Source organism: Micromonospora sp. NPDC023633 (assembly GCF_040640035.1).
In the GTDB taxonomy this organism is placed as follows: domain Bacteria; phylum Actinomycetota; class Actinomycetes; order Mycobacteriales; family Micromonosporaceae; genus Micromonospora.
This window is the reverse complement of sequence record NZ_JBFABB010000009.1, coordinates 22,511-46,618: the sequence shown is the minus strand read 5'-3', so window position 1 is coordinate 46,618 and position 24,108 is coordinate 22,511. Positions and strand designations below refer to the sequence as shown.

At 71.1% G+C, this 24,108-nt stretch carries 20 protein-coding genes and 1 pseudogene; 13 read left to right on the top strand and 8 right to left on the bottom strand.

What is annotated here, in order from left to right:
* The first annotated feature begins 425 nt into the window (after window positions 1–425).
* From AB0G13_RS04655 to AB0G13_RS04625, 7 genes and pseudogenes are all read left to right on the top strand, one after another.
* Window positions 426–1,589 (top strand): IS110 family transposase, encoded by a 1,164-nt coding sequence (locus tag AB0G13_RS04655; protein ID WP_357868871.1) that lies wholly within the window; start codon window positions 426–428, stop codon window positions 1,587–1,589.
* A 129-nt stretch (window positions 1,590–1,718) separates the two neighbouring features.
* Window positions 1,719–2,066, top strand: a pseudogene (locus AB0G13_RS04650) (ADP-ribosylation/crystallin J1); the annotation flags it as partial.
* A 568-nt stretch (window positions 2,067–2,634) separates the two neighbouring features.
* On the top strand, window positions 2,635–3,273 hold the full coding sequence (locus AB0G13_RS04645; RefSeq protein ID WP_357868868.1) for a class I SAM-dependent methyltransferase: 639 nt from the start codon (window positions 2,635–2,637) through the stop codon (window positions 3,271–3,273).
* A 372-nt stretch (window positions 3,274–3,645) separates the two neighbouring features.
* Entirely contained in the window at window positions 3,646–4,212 is a 567-nt protein-coding gene (locus tag AB0G13_RS04640) for a sugar O-acetyltransferase (RefSeq protein WP_357868865.1), read from the top strand.
* A gap of 157 nt (window positions 4,213–4,369) precedes the next feature.
* Entirely contained in the window at window positions 4,370–4,873 is a 504-nt protein-coding gene (locus AB0G13_RS04635; RefSeq protein ID WP_357868862.1) for a hypothetical protein, read from the top strand.
* 221 nt (window positions 4,874–5,094) lie between these two features.
* Entirely contained in the window at window positions 5,095–5,358 is a 264-nt protein-coding gene (locus AB0G13_RS04630; RefSeq protein WP_357868859.1) for a hypothetical protein, read from the top strand.
* Window positions 5,355–5,588 carry a hypothetical protein gene (locus AB0G13_RS04625; protein ID WP_357868856.1) on the top strand — a complete coding sequence of 78 codons (234 nt, stop codon included), beginning with the start codon at window positions 5,355–5,357 and terminating at the stop codon, window positions 5,586–5,588. Before AB0G13_RS04630 ends, AB0G13_RS04625 begins: the two co-directional genes overlap by 4 nt.
* 27 nt (window positions 5,589–5,615) lie before the next feature.
* On the opposite strand, the gene AB0G13_RS04620 is transcribed toward AB0G13_RS04625, so the two are convergent.
* Both AB0G13_RS04620 and AB0G13_RS04615 read right to left on the bottom strand, forming a co-directional pair.
* The gene (locus tag AB0G13_RS04620; RefSeq protein ID WP_357868853.1) at window positions 5,616–6,179 is read right to left on the bottom strand and encodes an NADPH-dependent FMN reductase; all 564 of its coding nucleotides are present in this window, start codon (window positions 6,177–6,179) and stop codon (window positions 5,616–5,618) included.
* A gap of 96 nt (window positions 6,180–6,275) precedes the next feature.
* Complete coding sequence (locus AB0G13_RS04615) at window positions 6,276–6,755, bottom strand: SRPBCC domain-containing protein (protein ID WP_357868850.1); 480 nt, start codon at window positions 6,753–6,755, stop codon at window positions 6,276–6,278.
* A gap of 138 nt (window positions 6,756–6,893) precedes the next feature.
* On the opposite strand from AB0G13_RS04615, the gene AB0G13_RS04610 reads away from it, so the two are divergent.
* Window positions 6,894–7,319 (top strand): helix-turn-helix domain-containing protein, encoded by a 426-nt coding sequence (locus AB0G13_RS04610; protein WP_357868847.1) that lies wholly within the window; start codon window positions 6,894–6,896, stop codon window positions 7,317–7,319.
* Between the two features lie 230 nt (window positions 7,320–7,549).
* On the opposite strand, the gene AB0G13_RS04605 is transcribed toward AB0G13_RS04610, so the two are convergent.
* From AB0G13_RS04605 to AB0G13_RS04585, 5 genes are all read right to left on the bottom strand, one after another.
* Window positions 7,550–8,506 carry a DUF4034 domain-containing protein gene (locus AB0G13_RS04605; protein WP_357868844.1) on the bottom strand — a complete coding sequence of 319 codons (957 nt, stop codon included), beginning with the start codon at window positions 8,504–8,506 and terminating at the stop codon, window positions 7,550–7,552.
* 135 nt (window positions 8,507–8,641) lie between these two features.
* Entirely contained in the window at window positions 8,642–8,935 is a 294-nt protein-coding gene (locus AB0G13_RS04600; RefSeq protein ID WP_357868992.1) for a DUF664 domain-containing protein, read from the bottom strand.
* A gap of 68 nt (window positions 8,936–9,003) precedes the next feature.
* Window positions 9,004–9,525 carry a hypothetical protein gene (locus tag AB0G13_RS04595; RefSeq protein ID WP_357868841.1) on the bottom strand — a complete coding sequence of 174 codons (522 nt, stop codon included), beginning with the start codon at window positions 9,523–9,525 and terminating at the stop codon, window positions 9,004–9,006.
* A 352-nt stretch (window positions 9,526–9,877) separates the two neighbouring features.
* Window positions 9,878–10,357 (bottom strand): SRPBCC family protein, encoded by a 480-nt coding sequence (locus AB0G13_RS04590; RefSeq protein WP_357868838.1) that lies wholly within the window; start codon window positions 10,355–10,357, stop codon window positions 9,878–9,880.
* A 16-nt stretch (window positions 10,358–10,373) separates the two neighbouring features.
* Window positions 10,374–11,207 (bottom strand): enoyl-CoA hydratase-related protein, encoded by an 834-nt coding sequence (locus AB0G13_RS04585; RefSeq protein ID WP_357868835.1) that lies wholly within the window; start codon window positions 11,205–11,207, stop codon window positions 10,374–10,376.
* Between the two features lie 121 nt (window positions 11,208–11,328).
* Here AB0G13_RS04585 and AB0G13_RS04580 point away from each other — a divergent pair, with 121 nt between their 5' ends.
* Genes AB0G13_RS04580 through AB0G13_RS04570 form a run of 3 tightly spaced genes read left to right on the top strand, consistent with a single transcriptional unit; the run spans window position 11,329 to window position 14,097 of the window.
* Window positions 11,329–12,573, top strand: a complete 1,245-nt coding sequence (locus AB0G13_RS04580) for an aminotransferase class III-fold pyridoxal phosphate-dependent enzyme (RefSeq protein ID WP_357868831.1) — start codon at window positions 11,329–11,331, stop codon at window positions 12,571–12,573.
* On the top strand, window positions 12,570–13,595 hold the full coding sequence (locus tag AB0G13_RS04575; protein WP_357868829.1) for an SDR family oxidoreductase: 1,026 nt from the start codon (window positions 12,570–12,572) through the stop codon (window positions 13,593–13,595). Before AB0G13_RS04580 ends, AB0G13_RS04575 begins: the two co-directional genes overlap by 4 nt.
* 31 nt (window positions 13,596–13,626) lie before the next feature.
* On the top strand, window positions 13,627–14,097 hold the full coding sequence (locus tag AB0G13_RS04570) for an SRPBCC family protein (protein ID WP_357868826.1): 471 nt from the start codon (window positions 13,627–13,629) through the stop codon (window positions 14,095–14,097).
* Window positions 14,098–14,172: 75 nt separating this feature from the next.
* Here the strand turns inward: AB0G13_RS04570 and AB0G13_RS04565 are convergent, their stop codons facing one another.
* Window positions 14,173–19,794: a type I polyketide synthase gene (locus AB0G13_RS04565; protein ID WP_357868823.1), complete on the bottom strand. Its 5,622-nt coding sequence runs from the start codon at window positions 19,792–19,794 to the stop codon at window positions 14,173–14,175.
* A 176-nt stretch (window positions 19,795–19,970) separates the two neighbouring features.
* Here AB0G13_RS04565 and AB0G13_RS04560 point away from each other — a divergent pair, with 176 nt between their 5' ends.
* Both AB0G13_RS04560 and AB0G13_RS04555 read left to right on the top strand, forming a co-directional pair.
* Window positions 19,971–21,614: a fatty acyl-AMP ligase gene (locus AB0G13_RS04560; RefSeq protein WP_357868821.1), complete on the top strand. Its 1,644-nt coding sequence runs from the start codon at window positions 19,971–19,973 to the stop codon at window positions 21,612–21,614.
* A gap of 22 nt (window positions 21,615–21,636) precedes the next feature.
* Complete coding sequence (locus AB0G13_RS04555) at window positions 21,637–24,012, top strand: acyl-CoA dehydrogenase family protein (protein WP_357868818.1); 2,376 nt, start codon at window positions 21,637–21,639, stop codon at window positions 24,010–24,012.
* Window positions 24,013–24,108 lie beyond the last annotated feature (96 nt).

Genomic DNA, 24,108 nt, shown 5'->3' with positions numbered 1-24,108 from the left:
CCCGTGCTCTCCTCGGCACTCGCCTGCTGCTCGGCCCGGTCACGGTGTCCACCCCGGTGCGAGCCACATGGATCCTTCGGCTGCCGCGTTCCGATCTGACGGGGGAAGCAGCGCCACGCTGCCTCGACGACGCACTCCTGTCGGCAAGACCGCGTGCGGGGGTGCCGTCGCTTGCGCGAGGTACAGCGGCGCGCGGATCGCGGCTACCTATTGACTGGTGGTACGACCGCAGCCCGGCCAGGCTTGGTCGAGGTGACCGGTGGGGTCGCTCTCATCGCGGCTGCCCACCGCAGGTTGGTGTGGCTCTCATCTGGCGTGCGCCCCGCCGGCCACCGCGGCGGAGAGAGGCTCAAGAGGGGACTGCCCGGCTCAAGGTAGCGCTGCCCTCCCGTCGACGACCCACCGTCGGATCGAGGGAGGACACGATGGCCCAGGTCATCATCGGCGTGGACCCGCACAAGCGTTCCGCCACCATCGAAATCATCAACGCCCGGGAGAAGACAGTAGGGCAGGGTCGGTTCGGCACCGACCGCGACGGCTACCAGGCCATGCTCGCCGCCGGACGCAAGCACAAGGACCGCCTTTGGGCGGTCGAAGGCTGCAACGGCATCGGCCGGCACGTCGCTCAACGCCTGGTCGCTGACGGCGAGACCGTCGTGGACGTTCCCGCGAAGCTGTCCGCCCGGGCCCGCGTGTTCGCCACCGGCCAGGGCCGCAAGACCGACCCGGTCGATGCCCGCAGCGTCGCTGTGGTCGCCCTGCGCACCGAAGGTCTGCGGCAGGTCGTCACCGACGACACCACAGTCGCGTTACGGCTGCTGGTCGACCGCCGTGACCAGCTCGGCCGTGCCCGCACCGACGTGGTCTCCCGGCTGCACCACCTGCTACTCGAACTGGTGCCCGGCGGCGCGAAGAAGGACCTGTCCGCCCAGCAGGCCCGCGCCCTGCTGGGCACCGTGCGCCCACGTGACGTGGTCGGCAAGACCCGCCGCCGGCTGGCCTCCGAGCTGATCGGCGAACTCGTCGTCATCGACAAGAAGATCAAAACCGCGAAACAGGAACTCACCGACCTGGTCAACAACACCGGCAGCCGGCTGATGGACCTGACCGGCATCGGACCGTCCGGCGCGGCCCGCCTGCTCGGCGACATCGGCGACATCGCCCGGTTCACCAGCCGCGCCCACTTCGCCTCGTGGAACGGCACCGCACCGATCGACGCCTCGTCCGGCGACCAGAACCGTCACCGGCTCTCCAGAGCCGGCAACCGGCGCATCAACCGTGCCCTGCACATCATGGCCATCGTCCAGCTGCGCCGTGACACCGAAGGGCGCCGCTACTACCGACGCAGACTGGCCGCGGGCAAGACCCCGATGGAGGCCCTACGGGCACTGAAGCGGCGTCTGTCCGACATCGTCTACCGACAGATGGTGGCCGACGCGAAGCTGGTCAAGACGGGCCCGGGAGGACACGCGGGGGCGACTCTGCAATCCAGCGCGGCCGACCCAAACCCCAAGATCGACACTTCGGAAAAGTCACTTCCCGGACCCGCCACACCCCAGCCTAAAACAACCCTCGCCGCCGCCTCTTGACACAGAGGGGTGCCAGATCCGTGTACCTGGGTCCCATGTCATCGCCCTGAACGAACTGGCCGCGGTAACGTCCGGGGCCGACGGCATCAGAAAGTTGCATTCGTGGCTCGCCACGATCACGCGATAACCATGGTTGCAGGGAGCAGACCCATCGACGCCTCCGACACGATCACCCTGTGGCGGCCCACCGGGCAGGACGAACTCGACCTTGTGGCGGCGTCCGGATGGCGGGCATGGCCACCACGTCTGCCGGACCAGCCGATCTTCTACCCGGTACTCAACCGCTGGTACGCCACAAAGATCGCCCGCGAGTGGAATGTCCCAGCTGGTGGCATCGGCTACGTGACCCGGTTCGAGGTCCAGCGTGCGTACCTGGACCGTTACGAGGTTCATCAGGTCGGTGGCCGCGACGTGCTGGAATACTGGATCCCCGCAGAGGAGCTTGCCGACCTCAACGCCCACATCGTCGGCGCGATCATCGAGGAAGCCGACTACCGCGGTCCCGTGGACGACCAGGAGTTCACCGACGCCCATCACGCGCTGGGCAGGGCGCTACCGGCCGCGTGGCGGGCCTACTTGCAGGGTGCGTCGTGGTTCCGGCGAGGGTGGATGACAGGCGGAGCCTATGTTTGGCTCAACACGCCACGCGAGATGCTCGAGCTGCACCACGCATGGGACGAGAGCACCGACGCGCACCCCGGCATCGCGATCATCGGCGGTGACGGATCCCGTGAACAGCTCGTGCTCGACCTGCGCAGCGACCCCGCACCGGTGCTGCTGGTCGACATCACCAGCAGCGGATGGGACAACGCCATCCGGCAAGCCGATGATGTCGGCGAGCTCATCGACCGCATCGAGTCGGGCACCTTCGCGTTCGACTTCGAGGATTAGCGGACATCGGCGAGCGGTCCAACGCGCACCTCGCGGCAGAACCGTGCATGTGATCATGGGTCATGAATACATGACCGTCACGGCGGTCTCATTCATCGGTCGATGACGCTGGCCAGACCGACGCCGTTGGGCGAGTCGAGGCTATTGTGCAGCCGTGCACGTTCCTGGTTGGCTCGACGACACCCGGACCTCCTACGACACCGTGGCGGTCAGCTACGCCGATCTGCTGCGCGACGCCCTCGCCCGCGAGCCGTTCCAGCGGGGCATCTTTGCTCTCTTCGCCGAGCTGATCCGCGCCCAAGGGAACGGGCCGGTCGCCGACATCGGCTGCGGCCCCGGCCGGATCACAGCCCACCTGCACAACATCGGCCTGGACGTGCTCGGCATCGACCTGTCGCCCGTGATGATCGAGGTGGCCCGTCGGGACCATCCCGGCCTACGCTTCGACGTCGGCTCCATGACGCGCCTCGAACTGGCCGACAACTGCCTGACCGGCCTGCTCGCCTGGTTCTCCCTGATCCACGTTCCCGATGACGAGGTACCCACGGTCCTTGCCGAGTTCCACCGTGTGCTGCGGCCCGGCGGGGTCGTGCTGCTCGGGTTCCAGGCCGGCGACGTCAGTCAGCTCAAGACGGAGGGCTACGGCGGTCACCCGATGAACGTCTACGTGCACCGCCGCCCACCGGATCGGATCACGGCCTGGCTGGACGCCGCCGGCTTCACCGTCGAGGCCGAGATGGTGCACCGCCCAGCCCCGAACGTCGAGGGCGGGTTCGTCTTCGCCCACCGGTGAGGTAGGCGGGTAGCGCGCGCTCAGCGGTATCTGCGGAACGTGCCGTCACTGCAGAGTCTCGTGCTGACGCGCCCCGCCCTCGGCTGACGCAGGGGGGAGAGAATCCCGCAGCACCAGAACACCGGGCGAAGAATGTCCCGTCCTCTTCCCACGCGTGCACCTGCCCAGGCTTCACCCAGTCGGGCGACCAGTCCAGATTGGTGGCGCATCGGTCGCGGGAGATGTGTGCACATGGTCATGGGCAGACCGCCGACCAGCGATACGCGCCCATTCCGCCGCGGGAGAGATGCGCTCGGACCGACCGCGGGGCGACACGTTCCCCCCTGCCGGTGTCGTCACCGGGTCCCTGACTCGCCGTGCCAGCATGGCCTCGTGCGCAACCAGCAACGCCTACGAACACGGACGCCCGAGTCGCGAGCCTTCGCGGAGCGCGTACGGCTCGTCATGAACCTGACCTCGCGCCTCAACGTGCTGCCGTTTGACGACCTCGACGCGCGCAGGACGCTACTCACCGAGATCTTCGGTGAACCGATCCCTGACTCTGTGTCCATCCTGCCCCCGTTCTACTGCGACTACGGGCTTGGAGCATCGTTCGGAGAGCGCGTGTTCATCAATCAGGGATGTTTCTTCCTCGACTACGGGGGCATCACCGTCGGTGACCGCGTCATGATCGGTCCCCGAGTGACTCTGAGCACGGCCGGGCACCCCGTGGAACTCGACGAGCGGTACGACTTCATCACGCACGCGCCCATCGTCATCGAGGATGACGTGTGGATCGGCGCCGCCGCCACGGTCACCCCTGGAGTGACGATCGGTCGTGGCTCGGTCGTCGGCGCAGGCGCCGTCGTCGCGAGGGACGTGCCGCCGCTAACTGTGGTGACGGCGACGAGCGTGGTCGAGCGAAAGCGTCTGAAGCCAACGCCCACCGCAACCTCCTGAAGCCTGTGGCTCACCCGTGCACATCGGCGGCGTGACAAGGCGGCGCCGAACGCGCACGGTCGGCGGCAGATGAGTGCGTCTCGTCCTCGACGAGGTAAGCCCGTTTGAAAGCCCACATGGGAGTCCACGTAGATAACGCAATCTCGCGCTCGCCTCGGTGGAGTACACCGAGGCGAGCGCGGAAAGGATCATTCTGGAGGGCCTCTGGTGGAACCAGGCACGACTGCCGGCGGTCCAACCTGACATGCGCGCGGTCGTCTCCCTCAGCTCTGTCCTGCTGGGCTTGTTCGTCGGTGCTCTCATGCTGCGTTCCGGCTGGGAGCTGCCGGTGCGAACCTCCTGCTCAGGCGATGTGTGCACGTCGCAGTCGTGGATCGACGTCGACTGGGACCGCGTCAACTGGGAACTGAAGCCGACCAGGATCGCCTGCTTCGAGGCCAACCCGGCCAACCACGATGTCCTGATCGGGCCCGGCGACGAATGCGTACGGTCCCACGGCGACGTCATCGAACACCAGGCCACCTACGAAGAACTACGTGAAGAAATCCAGCAACGGCGCACCCGGGCACTTGCGTTCGCCGGCGCCGCGATCGCGCTGCCACCGATCCTCGTCGAGGTGTGGTGGCGGGCTCGCCGCAGACCGGCACCGACGGCACACTGACTCCACGCTCCCCCACCCTGATCGCGACAGAAGCGGATACCGAGTCGACGACGGCAGATGTGGAACGCGCGATCTCTCGTCATGATGTTGACGTGGCACCTCTCACTAGATCCGCGCGGTCCGTTGGCCAGACGTGGAGGGCCGCGCGCTTCGTCGGCGCCGTGGCACTCGCCGGTCTCCTAGGGTTTGGGCTGGCCGAACGACGGGGGCCGGTTTTGGGCGTGCTGGCCTTCTTGACGTATGGATCGCTTCTAGGCGCTGCCGCACTGTCCTTTTCGCGGGTTCGGCGCTGGTCGGCCGACCATAGCGTGGCGGACGCTGCGGTGTTCGTGCCGCTGTTGTTCTTCGGTTTGCTACTGGTTCCGGTGTTGCCGTGGTGGGTCGCCGCCCTGATCGCTGTAGCGGTCGGCGTGGTGTTCGTGCCCATCGTGGTGCACCGGCGAACAGCCCATCGAGCGCGGGTTGTGCGGCAGACTGACCGTTGACCTCATGGGACGCGTTGCGGTTGCAAAACCGCAATCTGCGTCGGGCGGCCGTCCGGGACGGCGCTCTCATCGGCACCACCGCGCGCCGCGACACATGGACGGCGGCTGTGATCCGTGACGCGCGGTCGGCGGCAGATGCGGGCGTCGTTTATCTCTCGCCAATCAAGCACCTGGATCAGTTTGCGGAGGCTGCCGCGACGGGTCAGGCCATCGCCTGGGCGGTGGCCTGACTGTCATCGTGAGCGGTTTGAGTGTGGTCAGGGTCGGCGCAGTGGTGCGAGCGCTTCGGCCCAGGCGGTCACCTCGGTGAAGAGTTGGCGGAGCATGGTGTTGTGGCGGTCGCCGGGGGTGAACGCGGTGAACGCCGCGAAGTCGGTGGCGAGTGACAGGCTGACCTGGGTGCGTACGCCGGCCAGGTGGAGGCCTGCCGTGATGAGGCGCAGGTGTTCCACCGCGCGGGCGCCGCCGACGTTGCTGCCGTAGGAGACGAAGCCTGCCGCCTTGTTGTTCCACTCGCCGTAGAGGTAGTCGATGGCGTTCTTCAACGCCGCGGGGATCGATCGGTTGTACTCCGGGGTGACGAAGACGTATCCGTCGAATTCGGCGATCTTGTTGCTCCACTTCCTTGTGTGGGCGTGGGCGTAGGAGCCGAGTAGCGGTGATTGCGGCTCGTCGAAGACCGGCAGCCCGTAGTCCTCGATGTCCACCACCTCGACGTCGATGCCGTCGTGCTGGCCGCCCTGCTCGGCTACCCACTCGGCTACCTGGTGACCGACCCGGCCGGGGCGGGTACTGCCGAGGATGATCCCGATGTTCGTCATGCCTGGTCCGTTCCTGCTGATCCGATGGTTATTGATGGTCGGAAACGTTGTGCGGCTCGAATCAATCCCTCCATCCGACACGCACTTTCATTGCCGTTACTGAGGCCGACGTCCGGATTGCAGCGCCGAGTCGAGGCCGTTCAGCCGCAGCACGCTTGCGCCGCGCAGGTGCGCCAGGTCCACACTGCCGTCGCCCTCGTACCTGAGAAAGGTCACCTGTTCGGTCCATTCCAGGCGGGTTCCGTCCGTTTCGGCATCGAGCCGGACGGTGACCAGCGAGGTCCATCGCAGCTCGCCGTCGACGACGGCCTCGTAGCCGTAGACGATCCGGTGGGTGCCCGCGATGTCGATGTATCGCGACCGGTACTCGAGCCGTTCGGGCGCGGTGTCCAGCCCGGTGTAGGTGCTGCGCGCCGTCTCGCCTCCGCTCACCCGGAAGTCGTGCTCGTAGGAAGCTTCGCTGCCGGGAAGCCGGAACCACCGCCGCCTGATCGTGGTGTCGGCGAACGCGGTGAAGACCTCGCCGGGCGGCACGTCGAGGTGCCGCGAGATCGTGAAGGTGTCGTGCCGGACCATGTCGTCCTCCCGCTGTCACGGCCACGAAGGGTGGCCGCACGTCAGTTACGATCAGTAAGAAACGTGGGCCCGCCGGTTTTAGTCCGGCTCTCCCATACGCACTTTGAAGTCAGCTACTGACGCATGAGGAACAAAGCCATGACAAGCTTCCGTGGTACCGAACTCGCGCAGCGCGGGGTCGCGCCGGACTGCGTCCAGACGATCGAGCTCGTCCGCGACGTGCTGGCGCGGGTGGGCGACAAGTGGACGCTGCTGACCATCACGGTCCTGGCGTCCGGATCGCTGCGCTTCACCGCGCTGCACGAGCAGGTCGCCGGCATCTCCCAGCGGATGCTCAGCCAGACGCTGCGCGCCCTCACCCGCGACGGGTTGGTGGCCAGGACCGCATACCCGGAAGTACCCCCGAGGGTTGAATATGCCCTGACGCCGCTCGGCCGTTCACTGAGCGAGGCCGTGGACGGACTCGTGCACTGGGTCCGTGGCCACCAGGGCGACATCCTCCGCAACCGCGACGAGTTCGACCAGACACCGGCCGCGAAGACAGCCACCCCGCCCCACGCATAGCCGCGGCCCTATCACTCGCGACTGCCGCATCGCGATCTTCAGTCGAGTTCAGACACACTGTCATCGGCAGTTGAGGATGGCACCGGCTGACAAGAGCGACCAGGGCGCTGACGCCTTCGGGCTCGCCGAAGGGGGGTCAACAGGTAGAAACCCCGATCAGGGCACTGTCGGCGCCGGGGCTGGGACGCGCCGGAATGGCGCTGGGGACACCGCGATCTCCGCCTGGATCGTCAGCTACGGTTGGTGCTCACATAGTCGCGGGAGGCGGTGAACTTCTCGACCGGGTCGCCGAGGATCTGCCACGGCCACTCGGTGACCAAGCCGTCCAGCAGCGCGAACGCGTGCCCCGCCGCGTCGAACTCGTCGGCCAGTTCCAAGGCCATCGCGAATGTCGCCACCCGGGGTGCCCAGCCGGGGCCGGCGGGGATGTAGTCCGGGTGAAAGATCGAGTTGTCCGCCGCGGTGAGAAGTTCGGTACGGACCTCGTCCGAGACGATGTACTCGTTGCCCTCCTCCCGTTCACTGGCGTGCCACTTCTCGATATGGGCGACGGCCACCAGTTCGTGCAGAAGGCTGTTCGGTCCAGCCGCCGTCGCGGCGCCCCGGGCGAAGTCGAACATCTCCTCGTGGCTGCCGGACCATTTGGCACACAGATACTGCAACCGCTGCTCGTGCGCGACCACGTGCCCCGGGTGTAGTCGGGTCACCGCCTCGAAGCGCTGCCGGGCCTCCGCCGCCCCAACGCCCAGGCCTCGTGAACTGGTGACCAACCATGCCCGCGCGGTCACGTTGTCCGGTTCGCGTGCGAGTACTTGCTGCAACAACGCCTCGGCGTAGCGCAACCGCTCATGGAAAGCCTTGAACTGGGCAGCAGTGGTGTATTTCGCCCGCTTGCCGCCGCGAGCCTCCCACGCCCAGTGCACGGCGTGACAGCCGGCCACCAGCACAGGCAGAGTCGAGTCAGGCTCGGCGCCGATCCAATCGCCGACCCAGTCTTGGACCCCGTCGACCCCGCCGACCGCCTCCATCAGAAAGGCCATCTCGTCCGGATCGGCCGCCATGTCGAGCAGTTCCCGGGCGAACTTCCACTTGCGCTTCTCCAGCGCGCGGATCAGGGCCTTCCGGTGCGGGTCACCAAAGGTCGGGTCCAGGACCGGATCCTTTGGCCGTTTCGTGAACGGCCACATGCCACCCAACCCCCATGTCGTGCGCCGTACCGGCCGCCGATACTAGATGATCAGATCCGGCCGCAACTGACCGGTGCCGACCACCGCCGTGAGGCCGGGCGCGCGTTGTCGGCGGCATGGGCGGACGTCCGCGCACTACTCGTTCATGAGCTGCTCTCGGAGAATGTCTGCGTGCCCACAGCGCTGGGCGAGCTCGCGCAGCACGTGGAGATACACCCACCGCAGCGGAAGCGGGCCCCGCCGGTGCCCGTGCAGGACGTCGTCCAGACCCAGGGATGACGTCGCTTGGCGTGACGCTTCGCAGGCTTCGCGGTGCGCGCGCTGGACGGTGGCGATCGTGTCGTCGTCATCGAGGATGAACGACTCCTCCGACGTCGCCGGGATGCCGATCTCCGCGCGCGACCTGCAAAGGGGGTACGACGACGCCACTGTCACGGCGGGCAACCAGGGCTGCGGTGCAAGTGGCCTTCGACTGCGCCGGCCACGGCGAGCCGCCCTCAGGGAAACAACAGCAGAACGCAGCCGAGGACGGCCAGCACCCCGCACGACAGCAGGACGACTATGACGAGACGCGGGAAGTCGGCGTCCTCGTGGCGGCCCAGGGGACTGAGCAACCAGACCAGCGGTGTCCAGCCGAGTATGACGATGCCCAACGTCACCCAGGTCATGACCATGATGTGACCGAGATACCGCTCGGTGAGGGCAGCGCCCTCGACGCCCCACACCTCGATCACCTTCCCCGACCGGTGCAGGCCGCTGGCGGTGAAGGTGACGACAGCCGCCGGCTGGTCGGCGCCGGCGGGGGTGAAGGCGCCCTTGCAGTTGTGGCCGGTATACGAGCCGTCGACGTCGGTCTTCCGCCAGCAATCCTCGACGACGACCGTCCCGGCCGGTGGGCCCAAGCCGGTCGCGGCGACCAGGTACGGCACCGCCACGGTCCAGAGCAGGAAGGCGGCGCCGGCCGCCCATACCGCCGCCGCGAGAAGCGCGCTGACCCGTCGTCCCAACGGTCTGTCCACGGCGCTCATGATGGCTCATCGATGCACGGAGCCATTGGGCCGAGAGGCAGCGGCACGCTCATCGCCCCCACACCGCACCTGCTGTTCGCCGGGACGTACCGTCCGCCACCGCCCGGGCCCAGTGGACCTCGGGCGCCGGGCGCCGGGGCGGTCGTACGCGATGATGTCGCCGGCGCCCTGGCGCAGCCGCTTCATGAGCGCGGTGCCGGACACCATGACCCTGACGTCCACGAGCTGCTTGCCGCGAGCTGCCTGGTGACGACGCGCAGCGCGTTGGCCAGCGCGCAGGCCACGTCCCGAACACGCGCACCGGCAGGACATGGCGTCGATCGCCGCCAATTGCCACCGGGGCTCAGGCCGCTTCCAGCTCCCGCTTCAACCGGCGCAAAGTCTCACGCATGCCACTCCGGTTCGCGGTCGGGCGGTCGCCCGCCACCTTGCCGGTGAAGATCCGGCCGAGAACGTGGGCCGCTCCGTTGCGCCGGTCCTGCCAGTACTCGGTCACCTCGGTGCCGCCGTCGGTCGCGCTGAACCGGTAGCCCCAGCGGGCCACCGGCTGGCCGAAGGTGGTGACGTCGAAGGCGAACTCGCTGCCCGGCGTGGCGGTGACGACCCGGCAGGTGGTGAACCACAGCAACGGGCCCCGACGGTTCCAGCCGACGAACCGCCGCGGCTGCCCGCCGTCGCGCCGGGTGACCCAGACCGCGACGCACTCCGGGCTCCATCGGGCCATCCGCTGCACGTCGGCGACGGCCGCGTAGACCGTCCCCGCCGGTGCGGCGACGGTGATCTGTTCGGCGATTTCCGGACCGTGCCCGGCTGCCCGCGTCATGCCGCAACCACAGATGTCATTCGTTCCTCCACGGGAGGTGGTCGGGCAGGTCGCTGCTGACCCGCCCGGGGAAGGCCGGAGCGCGTCGCTGCCGGAAGGAGTCGAAGCCCTCCCTCGCGTCCGCGCTGGTCAGCGCCTCGGCGGAGAGGCGGGAGTCCAGCCGGTGCGCCGGGTACGGCGAGTCCAGCGCGCTGGTGCGGTACAGCATCTGCCGGATGACCGCCACGGACACCGGCGCGGTGGTGGTGATGATGGTCCGTGCGAGCTGGTACGCCTTGTCGAGCAGGTGCTCCGGCTCGTGGACGCTGTGCACCAGGCCGGCCGAGAGCGCCTCGGCGGCGTCGAACGCCCGCCCGCTGATCATCCAGTCGAGCGCGCAGCCCATCCCGACCAGCCGCGGGAGGAACCAGGTGGACGCGCCTTCGGCGTAGATGCCGCGCCGGCTGAAGACGTACCCGAATCGTGCGTCGGTGGCGGCGAGGCGGTAGTCGGCCGGCAGGATGATGGTGGCGCCCGCGCCGACGGCCGCGCCCCGGATCGCGGCGATGACCGGCTTGTTCATCGCGAAGATCCGCATCGAGCACCGCCCCGCCGGCTCCGCCCACTCGGCCTCGGGGTCGTCGGGGGTGTCGAACTCCGTCACGGACGGGTCCAGCCCGGCGCAGAAGTGCTCGCCCGTACCGGTGAGGACCACGACCCGGACGTCGTCGTCGCGGTCGGCACGGTCGAACGCGTGGGCGAGTTCGTCGGCCATCCGCAGGGTGTAGCCGTTGCGCTCCTCTGGACGGTTGAGCGAGACCGTGGCGATCCGGTCCGAAACGGAGTAAATGATCTCGCGGTACGTGTCCACGGCCGCACCATAGAGCAAGGTCAACGCCCGCAGCAATGCTCGACGGGTCGGCTGTTCGGTCACCGTCGCCTGTCCTGAGTAGACCATTGTCCGGCTGCTGCCGTTCGGGCAGACTTCCGCCGTGTCCTCCAGTGTCTTCGAGATCTACCGCCGCCATCTCGGCGAGGGGCTGGGGCGGGTCGCCGCCATGCTCCACACACCACTGGAGGTCGGCGCCACGGGCACCGTGGTGCACACCGCGGACGGCCGTCAACTGCTGAACTGCGCCGGCTACGGCGTGTTCTTCGTCGGTGCCGGCAATCCGGTCGTGCTCGCGGCGGTGCGCGACCAGCTCGAACGGCAGGCGTTGTCCACCCGGGTGCTGCTGAACGAGCCCGCCGCCCGGGCCGCCGAGGCGTTGGTCTCGGTGGCGCCGGAGGGCCTGGTCAAGGTGCACTTCTCCAACTCCGGCGCGGAGGCGGTCGAGACCGCGATCAAGATCGCCCGGGCGAACGGGCGGCACCGGCTGGTCTCCATGCACAGCGGATACCACGGCAAGACGGTCGGCGCGCTGTCGCTCACCGCGCGGTCGCTCTACCAGGATCCGTTCCGCCCGCTGCTGCCCGAGGTCACCCACGTCAGGTTCGGCGACCTGGACGAACTGGCCGCCGTCGTCGACCGGGACGTCTGCGTGGTCGTCGAACCGGTGCAGAGCGAGGGCGGGGTGATCATCCCTGAGCCCGGCTACCTCAAGGCGGTCGAGGCGCTGTGCCGCGATCGGGGGGCGATGCTCGTCCTGGACGAGGTGATGACCGGGCTGGGGCGGCTCGGGACCTGGTGGGCAGCGGACCGCGAAGGCGTACGACCCGATGTCCTGCTGGTCGGCAAGGCGCTCAGCGGCGGGCTGGTGCCGGTCGCGGCGACCCTGGCGACCGCGGAGGCGTTCGCCCCGTTCGACAAGGACCCCTACCTGCACACGTCCACGTTCTCCGCGAATCCCCTCGCCATGGCCGCCGTCCGCGCGACGGTCGAGGTGATCAGGGATGAGAAGCTGGTGGAGCGGGCCGCCGAGCTGGGCGCGCGGCTGCTCGCGGCGATCACCGAGGCGGTGCGCCCGATCGGGCATCTGGTGGCCGACGTACGCGGCGCCGGGCTGCTCATCGGGGTGGAGTTCCACTCCGCCATGCACGCCGCGGAGTTCCTGATGGACCTGCTCGACAACGACGTGGTCGTCAACCACTCGATGAACGCGCACCCGGTGCTGCGGCTGACCCCACCCGCCACGATGACCCCCGACGAGGAGACGCGGCTGGTCGCCTCGTTCGAGCGGGCCTGCGCCGGCCTGGCCGCGCGTTTCCCCGACACCGGAAGCGACTCCCCCGCATGACGCGACGTACCGTCCTGGTCACCGGGGCCAGCGGCGTCGTGGGCACCGCCGTACTGGCCGAGCTCTCCGGGTACGACGTGCTCGCCGCCGCCTACCGACGCCTGCCGGGCGGCTCGAACCGGGTGGTCAGGCTGGACCTGCACGCCCCCTCGCTCGGGCTCGACCGCCGCGCCTACCGTGAGCTGTGCGCCGAGGTCGACGCGGTGGTCCACTCGGCCGCCATCGTCAACTTCTCCGCCGACCAGGCGGAGGTCAACCGGCTCAACATCGAGGGCCTCGGCCGGGTCGTCGAGTTCGCCGCCGAGGCGGACGCGACCCTGGTCCACGTCAGCACCGCCTACGTGTCCCGGTACGGCTGCGAAGGCGGCGGCGGCAGGCTGGGCACCGAGAAGGCAGCCGCCCGGACCGACGAGTACGTCACGTCGAAGTACCTCGGCGAGCAGCTGGTCCGCGACAGCGGCATCGACGCGGTGATCGTCCGGCCGGCGATCGTCATCGGCGACTCCCGTACCGGCGTCATCCGCCAGCACCAGGGGGTGCACCAGCTCGCCGAGTACCTGGTGACGGGCGAGCTGCCCTTCGTCCCGGCGCATCCCGGCACGTTCTTCGACCTCGTCCCGCAGGACATGGTCGCGCAGGCGATCCGCGCGGTGCTCGACGCCGATCTACGCAAGGGCGACTACTGGCTGACCGCCGGACCCGCCGGCATCCCCGTGGAGCGCTACCTCGAACTGGTGACGGAGACCGCCCGCGAGTGCGGCATGGACGTACCCGACGGCCGGATCGCGGACCCGTCCATCGTGGATCGGCTCGTCCGTCCGGCATTCGCGGACGTCCTTCCCCCCGAGGACCTGGCACGGCTGGACGGCGTGGTGGCCGTCTGCGGGCTGGTCATCATCCCCGAACTGCTGCCGACGTCGTTCGGCACGATTCCCGGCGGACCGGACGCGATGACCCCGGCGCAGGCCGAGGACGCGTGGCGGGTCAGCCTGCGTCACCTGATCCGGGGGTTGCAGCAGTGATCCTCAACCCGAGCTGAGGAGGCCACCCGCGATGGAGTGTTCCGTCATCGTGCACGCTCTGCTGCCCAGGGCAGAGGCCAAGGAGTCGTTCGACCGGCTGGCCGACTTCGCGGCGTATCCGGAGTTCACCGACACCGTACGGACGGTCGGGGTGACCCAGGTCAGCCCGACCCAGGTGGAGTCGACGTGGGAGGTGAACTTCCGCCGGGGCATCCTCGTCTGGACCGAACGCGACGAGATCGACCCGGTCAACCGCCGCATCGACTTCGAACAGACCAAGGGCGACTTCGCGACGTTCACCGGCTCGTGGCTGGTCGTCGAGGCCGACGAGGCGGTTCGGGTCGAGTTCGAGAGCCGATTCGACCTGGGCATCGCCTCCCTGGCGAGCCTGATCGACCCGGTGGCGTGCGCGGCGATGCGCGACTCGATCCGGAACATCCTGCTCGGGCTGTTCGGCTCCGACATCGAGGTCACCGTGGTGGAGGCCGCCCCGGTCGGCTGAGCGACCCGCGGGCCGTCTTCCAGTCGCCGGAGCGGCTGGAAGACGGCCCGCGTTGCTGCGGCCGAGGCGGGGCCCCTAGTCGAGCAGGTCGAAGAAGTCGTCCTTCGCCGCGTCGACCTTGTCCGACTCGGTGTCGACGAGCGACAGCAGCTGGTTCAGTGCGTCGGCGAGCCGCTTGCGCGCCACGGCGTCCATCGTCAGGTTGGCCAGGCTGGACTCCAGCCGGGTCAACTCCTCCAGCACCCCGATCGGCGTGGACGCCTGATCGGGTAGCAGCTCACCGCGCAGGTAGCCGACGAGTTCCCGCACGTTCGGGTAGTCCAACACCAGGGTCGCCGGCAGCGTCAGCCCGGTCGCGGCGGCGAGCCGGTTGCGCAGCTCGACCGCCGTCAGCGAGTCGAACCCGAGTTCGGGCAGGCTCCGGGTGCCGTCCAGGTCAGCGGCGGAGGTGTGGCCGAGCACCAGGGCGGCCTCGGCGAGCACCAGCTCACGCAGCACCCGGTCCTGTTCGGCGGGAGCGAGCCCGGGCAGCGTCCCGGCGAGGTCCGTGCCTGCGGCCCGGGTGCCGCCGGGCGCGCCCCCGGTCCCCGGGTCGACCGACGCGGTGGCCGGCGACGCCAGGTCGGCGACGTGCGCGCCGGCCAGGCGGTCGGTGGCCATCAGGTCGTGCAGCACCGACGGCACCGACCGCCGGTCGTGCCCGTCGAGCAGGGCGCCGTCCACGTCGACGAGGACCGGCGTCGCCGCGTCCGAGTCGAGCGCCCGATCCAGCAGGGCCAGTCCGCGTGCCGGCGACAACGGCGTCAGCCCGATCCCGCGCATGCGACGCAGGCCGGTGGCGCTGACCTGCCCGGCCATCCCGTCCGGCAGCTCCCACAGGCCCCACGCCAGCGACTGCCCGGGCAGCCCCTGCGCGCGCCGCTGTGCGGCGAGGGCGTCGAGGTAGGCGTTGGCGGCGGCGTACCCCGACTGTCCGGGCGAGCCGAGCAGGCCGGCGGCGGAGGAGAAGAGCACGAACGCGGCCAGGTCGCAGCCGCGGGTCTGCTCGTGCAGCTGCCGGGCGCCGTCCGCCTTCGCCCGCAGCACTGCGGCCACCCGCTGCGGGGTCTGCGTCTCGACGACCCCGTCGTCCAGCACACCGGCCAGGTGCAGCACGGCGGTGAGCGGATGCTCGGCGGGGACGGACCTCAGCAGGTCGGTCAGGGCCGCCGGGTCGGCGACGTCGCAGGCGACGACGCGTGCCGACTCCGCGCCGAGCGCGGACAGCTCGCCGACCAGGTCGGCGGCGCCGGGGGCGTCGGCTCCACGCCGGGACGTGAGCACCAGGTGCCGCACCCCGCGCCGCTCGATGAGGTGCCGTGCCACGAGACGGCCGATGGCGCCGGTCGCGCCGGTGACGAGGACGGTGCCCTGCGGGGCCCACGGCCGTGCTCCGACACGGGTGACGGCCGGGGAACCAGCGGGGGCCCCGGTCTCCGGGCCGTGGCCGTCGGCGGCCGACGGGCGCAGCCGGGGCACCAGCAGGTTGCCGGCGCGGACGGCGACCTGCGGTTCTCCGGCGGCGCCGGCCGCGGCGAGCGCCTGCCGCGACGCCGGGTCGTCGTCCAGGTCGATCAACACGAGCCGGTCGGGGTGCTCGGACTGCGCCGAGCGCAGCAGCCCCCACGCCGCCGCCTGAGCCAGATCCCGGCACTGCTCCCCGACGGCCCCCCGGGTCACCACCGCCAACCGGGCGGCGCCGTACCGCGGGTCGGCCAGCCAGCGGTGTGCCAGGTCGAGCGCGGCGGCGACGGTGGGGTGCGGGTCGTCACCGCCCGGCGGCAGTTCGGTGAAGACGAGGTCGGGAACCTGGTCACTGGCCGTCAACCCGTCGAGCCAGACCACCGGCCGCTCGGAGCGGACCGCAGCGGCCGGCACCCAGCGCAGCTCGTACCCGCCGCCCGACCCGGACGGCCCGAGGGCGAGCCGGTCGGGGGCGATCGGCCGCAGCGCGACGTGCCGCACCGAGGCGACCGGCGCACCGGACGGATCGGCGAGGACGACGTCGACACCGTCGCCGTCGCGGGTCAGCCGGACCCGCAGCGCCGTGGCGCCTGCGGCGTGCACCTGCAGGCCCGTCCAGGCGAACGGCAGCGCGATCCCGTCGTCCGCCCCGGCGTCGCCGAGCAGGCCGAGGGCGTGCAGCGAAGCGTCGAGCAGCGCCGGGTGCAGCAGGAAGCCCTCGGCCGCGCCGGCGGCGTCGGCCGGCAACGTCACGTCGGCGAAGATCTCGTCGCCCCGCTTCCACGCCCGACCGACGCCCCGGAACACCGGGCCGTAGTCGTAGCCACCGGCGCGCAGGCGGTCGTAGAAGCCCTCCGTGTCCAACGGCGCCGCGCCCGGCGGCGGCCACAGCTTCAACCGGGTGGCGTCGCTGGTCCGCACCGGGGCGACGGTTCCCGTCGCGTGCGGCGTCCACGCTCCGCCGGGCGGGCGCGCGTGGATCGTCAGCGGGCGGGTCGGATCGCCGTCGGTCCCGGCGACGACCACCCGGGTCTGCACGGTGCCGGCCTCGGGGAGCACCAGCGGCGCCTGCAGCAGGAGTTCCACCACCTCGGGGCACCCGGCGTGCGCCCCCGCGCGCGCCGCCAGCTCCGCCAGCAGCGCCCCCGGCACGACCACCGCCCCGCCCACCCGGTGCTGGGCGAGCCACGGTTGGGCAGCGACCGACAGTTCGCCGGTCAACACTGCGGCGTCCGGCGTCTCGACCGGCTCCCCGGGCAGCGGCCGGGCCGCTGGGGTCAACCAGTACCGCCGGTGCTGGAACGGATAGGTGGGCAGCTCCACGGGCGGGACGTCCCCGCCGACCAGCGCGGGCCAGTCGACGTCCACGCCGCGGACGAACAGGCGGGCCACCGCGTCCCAGGCGGAGTCCCGTTCGTCGCGCCCGTCGCGCAGCAGCGGCACGGCGATCGTCGGGTCACCCGTGTCGGCGTCCAGGTCGCCGACGCAGTCGAGGACCATGGCCGACAGCACGCCGCCGGGCCCGACCTCCAGGAACCGGCTCACCCCCTGCTCGCGAAGCCGGCGTACGCTCTGCGCGAACCGCACCGGCTGCCGCGCGTGCCGACTCCAGTGCCCCGGTGTGATCATGTCCACCGGCAGGCCCGTCTCGTTGGAGACCAGCGGGATCTCCGGCGCCCGGTGGGTGAGGTCCGCCTCCAGCTTGGCGAGGTCCGCGAGCATCGGCTCCATCAACGGGGAGTGGAACGCGTGGCTGACGCGTAGCCGGGTGGTCCTGCGTCCTCGGGCGGCGAACGCGTCGGCGACGGTCTGCACCGCGTCGCGCGGGCCGGCGATGACGACCGACGTCGGGCCGTTGACGGCGGCGAGCCCGACCTGCGCCGCGGGGTCGGCGATCAGCGGCTCGACCTCCTGCTCGGTGGCCTGGATCGCGGCCATCGCGCCGCCGGCGGGCAGCGCCTGCATCAGCCGTCCGCGGGCGACGACGAGGCGGGCGGCGTCGTCCAGCGACAGCGCTCCGGCCACGTGGGCGGCGGTGATCTCCCCGATCGAGTGGCCGAGGACGAAGTCCGGCCGCACGCCCCAGTGTCGCAGCAGCCGGTACAGCGCCACTTCGACGGCGAACAGCGCCGGCTGGGTGTATTCGGTCTGGTCCAGCAGGTCCGGGTCGCCGTCGACGACCGCGCGGACGGGGCGGTCCAGGTGCCGGTCCAGGGCGGCGCAGACCTCGTCCAGGGCGGCGGCGAAGCGCGGTTCGGCCGCGGCGAGTTCCCGCCCCATCCCGGGGCGCTGGGATCCCTGTCCGGGAAAGACCAGGGCCAGCCTGCCCTCGCCCGCCATGCCGGTGACCACGGCCGGGGTGTCCTGCCCGGCGGCGAGCGTCGCGAGGGCGGCGCGGTCGAGGACGACGGCGCGCTGTTCGAACGCCGTCCGCCGGGCTGCCGCGACCGCCGCCGCGCGGGTCGGCAGGTCAGGGTGGGCGTCGAGGAAGGCGTCGAGGCGGCGGGCGTGTTCGCGCAGCGCGGGGACGGTCCGCGCGGAGAGCACCAGCGGCGCCGGCACGGCCGTGTCGTCGGTCCCGGCGGCGGGCTCGTCCTGCGGCGCCTCCTCGACGATGACGTGCGCGTTCGTGCCGCTGATCCCGAACGACGACACCGCGGCGCGGCGCGGCCGGGCGCCGGCCGGCCAGGGCTGCTCGTCGGTGAGCAGCCGCAGCGGGCCGGTGGACCAGTCCACGTACGGGGTGGGTTCGTCGACGTGCAGGGTGCGGGGCAGCCGCTCGTGCCGCAGCGCCGCCACCATCTTGATGACACCGGCCACGCCGGCCGCCGCCTGGGTGTGTCCGATGTTCGACTTGACCGACCCGAGCCACAGCGGACGCTGCCGGCCTGGGCCGTACGCGGCGATCAGCGCCTGAGCCTCGATCGGGTCGCCCAGCCGGGTGCCGGTGCCGTGTGCCTCCACCACGTCCACGTCGCGGGCGTCGAGCCCCGCATCGGCGAGCGCGTCGGCGATGAGGCGTTGCTGGGACGGGCCGTTGGGGGCGGTGAGGCCGTTGGACGCCCCGTCGGAGTTGACCGCGCTGCCCCGCAGGACCGCCAGGACGCGCCGGCCGTGGCGGCGTGCGTCGGCGAGCCGTTCGAGGACCAGCACGCCGGCACCCTCGGCCCACCCGGTGCCGTCGGCGGACGCGGCGAACGACCGGCACCGCCCGTCCGGGGAGAGGCCGCGCTGGCGGCTGAACTCGGTGAACACCAAGGGCGTCCCGATCACGGTGACCCCGCCGGCCAGGGCGAGGTCGCACTCGCCGCTACGCAGCGAGCGGGCCGCCAGGTGCAGCGCGACCAGCGACGACGAGCAGGCCGTGTCGACCGACAGCGAGGGCCCTTCCAGGCCCAGCGCGTACGACACGCGGCCGGAGACGATGCTGGACGCGTTGCCGGGCATCAGAAAGCCGGCGACCTCCGCCGGGATGGCGCCGAGGCGCGGGGCGTAGTCGCTGGCGATGACGCCGGTGTACACGCCGGTGCGGCTTCCGCGCAGCGTGCGGGGGTCGACGCCGGCGCGTTCCAGCGCCTCCCAGGAGATCTCCAGCATCAGCCGCTGCTGCGGGTCGGTGGCCAACGCCTCGCGGGGCGACAGGCCGAAGAACCCGGCGTCGAAGTCGCCGGCGTCGTAGAGGAATCCCCCGTGCCGGGCGTAGGTGGAGCCGGGGCGGTCGGGGTCGGGATGGAACACCTGCGGGTCCCAGCCCCGGTCGGTCGGGAACGGGCCGACGCCGTCGCGGCCGTCGGCCAGGAAGGTCCAGAAGTCCTCGGGGGTGGCCGCTCCGCCGGGGAAGCGGCAGGCCATCGCCACGATGGCGATCGGCTCGGGCTCACCCGACCGCGTGCCGCCCGGCTCGCCGGTCGCGCTGCGGTGCCCCGGTCCCGGGTCCGCGTCCGGGCCGTCGACCTGTGCGGCCAGGTACTCGGCCAGGGCCTGCGGGTTGGGATAGTCGAAGGCGAGGGTGCCGGACAGTTGGAGCCCGCTCGCCTCGGACAGCCGGTCGGCCAGTTCGAGCGCGGTCAGTGAGTCGAAGCCCAGGTCGGCGAAGGCGCCGTCGGGAGTGACGTCGCCCCGCGGCCGGCCGAGCGCCTCAGCCGCCTGGGTGCGTACGACATCCAACCACCACTGCGTCCTGGAGTCACCCATTCAGGCGGCCGCCTTCCGGATCATCATCGTGAGTGCCGCGGTCGACTACCGGGCAGCGGTCATCCTTTATCGGCCATGGCCGCGGGCACAATCGCCCGTACGGACTCCACAAAGGATCTATGGTCTTTGTCGATCGGGCTGTCTAGGCTGGCCGGCATGATTCTGGCGAGACTGAGGTGAGCCGTTTCGTCGACGCCGTGGTCGGCACCGCCGGGCGGTCGCCGGGCGGCATGGTCACCTGCGCCGCCGCGAACCCGGTGCGGCGCAGCTGGGGGCAGTTGCACGAGGCGGCACGGCGTACGGCGGCGGCACTGGTCGCGGGCGGGCTGGCCCCCCGCCAGGCCGTCGCGGTCCTGGCCGGTGACCCGGGAGAGGTCGCGCGGGTCGCCCAGGGGACGTGGCTGGCCGGCGGCAGCGCGACCATGCTGCACCAGCCGACCCCGCGGACCGACCTGTCGGTCTGGCGCGACGACACGCTGCGGGTGCTGCGCATGATCGACGCGCGGCTGGTGCTGGTGGGCGCCCCGTTCGAGGCGATGGCCGGCGTGCTGCGCGAGCGGGGCATCCCCCACCTGATGATCGGCGACCTGGACAGCGACCGGGAGTTCACCGTCGTGCCCGCCGCCGAGGACGACGCCGCGCTGCTGCAGTTGACCAGCGGCTCGACCGCCGAGCCGAAGGCGGTGCGGATCACCCACCGCAACATCCACGCCAACCTCGTCGACACCGCGGCCCACCTCGAGTGCGGCGACAACGACGTGCTGGTCAGCTGGCTGCCGCTCTTCCACGACATGGGCATGGTCGGCTGCCTGCTGCTGCCCATGTTCACCGGCATCGACCTGGTCATGGTCACGCCCGCGGAGTTCCTCGCCCGCCCGATGGTGTGGGCGGAACTGATGAGCCGCTACGGCGGCACGATCACGGCCGCGCCGAACTTCGCGTACGCGATCCTGACCCGGCAGCTCGCCCGCGCCGACGCCGGTTCGCTCGACCTGTCCCGGTTGAAGGCCCTGTGTAACGGCGCGGAGCCGATCGACCCGTCGACGGTGGAGGCGTTCGTCGCGGCCGGCGCACGGTTCGGCCTGCGGCCCGAGGCGGTGAACTGCTGCTACGGGGCGGCGGAGAGCGCCCTGGTCATCTCGCTGTCGGCGCTGTCGGATCCGATGCTCCTCGACACCGTCGACGCCCTGGAGCTGGAGAAGAACCGGCGGGCGGTGCCGGCGGGCGAGGACCACCCGACCGGCGTACGCCGGCTGCCCATGCTCGGCGCCGCCCACCCGAGTGCCGCCGTGCGGGTCGTCGACGACTCCGGCGCCGAGCTGGGCGACCGCGAGGTCGGCCGGTTGCAGCTGCGCGGTGACTCGGTGACCCGCGGCTACCTCACCGAGGACGGCCCGACCCCCGCCCTCGACGACGACGGCTGGTTGGACATCGGCGACGAGGGCTACCTGGTCGACGGGCAGATCGTGGTCTGCGGCCGCCGCAAGGACGTCATCATCATGGGCGGCCGCAACATCTACCCCACCGACATCGAACGCGCCGCCGCCGGCGTCGACGGCGTCCGGGACGGCAACGTCGCGGCGGTACGACTCATGGCCGGCGACTCGGTGGCGCGGGAGTCGTTCGCGGTGCTGGTCGAGTCACGCCTGGCCGGGGACCCGGCCGCCGAGAAGGCGCTGTCCGACGCCATCGCCAACCGGGTCCTCGCCGACGTCGACGCCCGTCCGGCGCAGATCGTGGTGCTGCCGCCGGGCACCCTTCCGAAGACCCCGTCGGGCAAGCTGCGCCGCGCGGCGGCCCACTCACTCATCCCTCGTTGACCGTCGCCCCCGGAGGACATCTGTGCGATCCCTCGATCAGGCCCGCGCCCTCTGCGAGTCGTACCTGCCGGGGCTGCTCGACGGGTTGTCGAAGATCCCGTTCGAGCAGCGGGAGGCCGCCGGGAGCGCCACGCTGCCGGTGTTCCGGGCCAGCGGCGGCCCGAGCCTGGTGATCCCGAAGGACTACGGCGGGCTCGGCGCGTCCCCGTTGGACGCGGTACGGGTCACCCGCGCGATCGGCGCCCACGCGCCGTCGCTGGCGGTCGCGACCACGATGCACCACTTCTCCGTGGCGACGCTGTTCACCTTCGCCGAGAGCATCAAGAACTCGGGCATGGAGTGGGCCCTGCTGGAGGCGATCACCAGCCGCAACCTGCTGGTCTCCTCGGGCTTCGCCGAGGGCCGCCCGGCCCAGGGGATCCTCTCCCCCGCGATGACGGCGACGCCGGTGGACGGCGGCTACCGGATCAACGGGTCGAAGAAGCCGTGCAGCCTGAGCCACTCGATGGACCTGCTGACGGCCAGCGTGGCGGTGCCCGCACCGGGCGGCGGCCAGCAGACGGCCTTCCTGCTCATGCCGGCCACGCTGCGCGGCATCACCCGGCACCCGTTCTGGGGCAGCAGCGTGCTCGCCGGCGCGGAGAGCGACGAGGTCCGGCTGACCGACGTGTTCATCGAGGAGGAACTGGTCATCCCGACCGAGAACGGCCCGGACGGGATGCTCGACGACCTGCAGACCGTCGGGTTCATCTGGTTCGAGCTGCTCATCACCGCGTCGTACCTGGGCATGGCCAGCGCGCTCGTCGAACGCGCGTTGGCCGACCGGCGCGGCGCGGTCACCGACCGCGCCGCCCTGGGCACCCGCCTGGAGACGGCGACGCAGCTGCTGGAGGGCGCGGCCCGCGCCATGCAGGCCGGCGACACGGACAACGACGCGCTGGCCCGTGTGCTGATGGCCCGCTACGGCGCGCAGGACGCCATCACCGACGCCGCCCGCCAGGCGGTCGAGATGCTCGGGGGAATGTCCTTCATCCGCTCCCCCGAGGTGGCCTACCTGGTCGCGGCCTGTCAGTGCGTCGCGTTCCACCCGCCGTCGCGGGCCAGCGTCGCGGCGCCGCTTGTCGACTTCCTCGACGGCACCGGCCCGTTCATGATGAACGACAGCGCCCCGGCACCGGCCGCGCAACCATCAGCGGCGGCACCTCAGGCCCCGGTTGCCCCACAGCCGCCAGTCGCGCCTCAGGCACCGGTTGCGCCGGCGCCGCCGTCCGTGGTCGCGTCGGCCGGCGCACCCGCGCCCGACCGCACGATCGAGCCGGCCCCCACCCCGGCCCCTGATCGAGCCGAGGCGGCGCCGGTCACCGTGCCCGCCCCGCGCCCGCAGCCGGCGGTCACCTACAGTCCCCAGCCCGCCGTCCCCCGCTCCGGCGAGCGGTCGGGGATGACGGCCGACGACGCCGCCGACTGGGACCAGGCGTCCGCCCTGTTCGACGGCGCGGAGGGCATCCGGCTGACCGCACGCGACTGCGACCTGCGGTACTGGTTCGCCAACGTCCCGCAGCGCACGCTGCGCGGAAACATCGTCGGCTACTCGCCGGAGCTGGTGACCCCGGACTTCCTGCACGAGCCCGGTCCGCTGCGCGACGCACTGATCCAGGAGGTCGCGTTCCGGGCGCTGGCCGAGGAGCGGGCGGCCCGCGCGATCGGCTACATCGTGGCGTGCGCGCCGGACTCCACGACCGCCGAGTTCTACGCCACGCAGCTGATGGACGAGACCCGGCACGCGATGATCTTCCGGAACCACCTGCGGAACCTCGGCATCGACGAGCGGGACGTCGCCGCCGTCATCGCCCGGGAGACCGCGCACGACAGGGCGGCCATCCTCGATCCGTTGGAGGAGTACGGCATGCCGATCGTGCGCGATCGACAGGACTTCCTCGGCGGCGTGGTGCTGCTGACGATCCTGGTCGAAGGGTTCCTCGCCCCGTCGTTCGAACTCAGCGAGCGCAAGTGGCGGCCGATCGACCCGCGAATGGCGGACATGGAGAAGGGCGCCGCCATCGACGAGGTGCGCCACCTGGCCGTCGGCACGTCGATCATCCGGGAGCATGTGCAGCGGCACCCCGACGACAAGGAACGCCTCGTCGCGCTCATCCGCGACGGCATGCGGCTGTGGGAGCAGTTGCCGGTGTCCGACCAGCTCACCCGCTGGGAGAACTGGTTCCAGGAAGGCATCGCCCCGCACCTGGCCGCCATCGGTGACTACGAGGTGTGGGACGGGCGGCGGCTGGTCGACACCACACCCGAGGAGCGCCTCCAGAAGGCTGTCGAGGTCACGAGCATCGTGCACTCCACCCGCCTCACCGACATGGGCCTCGGCCGGGCGTTGATCTACTGACCTTCCATTCCGTGGCCTGGGGGCGGTCCCCCAGGCCACGGGCGCGCCTCACGACGGGCGGTGACTTCCCCGCCGCGGACACCGCGGCGGGGCGGC

Coding starts and splice junctions, on each gene's coding strand:
- AB0G13_RS04655 (WP_357868871.1), top strand. CDS start 426: ATGGCCCAGGTCATCATCGGCGTGGACCCGCACAAGCGTTCCGCCACC.
- AB0G13_RS04565 (WP_357868823.1), bottom strand. CDS start 19,794: ATGGGTGACTCCAGGACGCAGTGGTGGTTGGATGTCGTACGCACCCAG.
- AB0G13_RS04575 (WP_357868829.1), top strand. CDS start 12,570: ATGACGCGACGTACCGTCCTGGTCACCGGGGCCAGCGGCGTCGTGGGC.
- AB0G13_RS04610 (WP_357868847.1), top strand. CDS start 6,894: ATGACAAGCTTCCGTGGTACCGAACTCGCGCAGCGCGGGGTCGCGCCG.
- AB0G13_RS04620 (WP_357868853.1), bottom strand. CDS start 6,179: ATGACGAACATCGGGATCATCCTCGGCAGTACCCGCCCCGGCCGGGTC.
- AB0G13_RS04615 (WP_357868850.1), bottom strand. CDS start 6,755: ATGGTCCGGCACGACACCTTCACGATCTCGCGGCACCTCGACGTGCCG.
- AB0G13_RS04590 (WP_357868838.1), bottom strand. CDS start 10,357: ATGACGCGGGCAGCCGGGCACGGTCCGGAAATCGCCGAACAGATCACC.
- AB0G13_RS04605 (WP_357868844.1), bottom strand. CDS start 8,506: ATGTGGCCGTTCACGAAACGGCCAAAGGATCCGGTCCTGGACCCGACC.
- AB0G13_RS04570 (WP_357868826.1), top strand. CDS start 13,627: ATGGAGTGTTCCGTCATCGTGCACGCTCTGCTGCCCAGGGCAGAGGCC.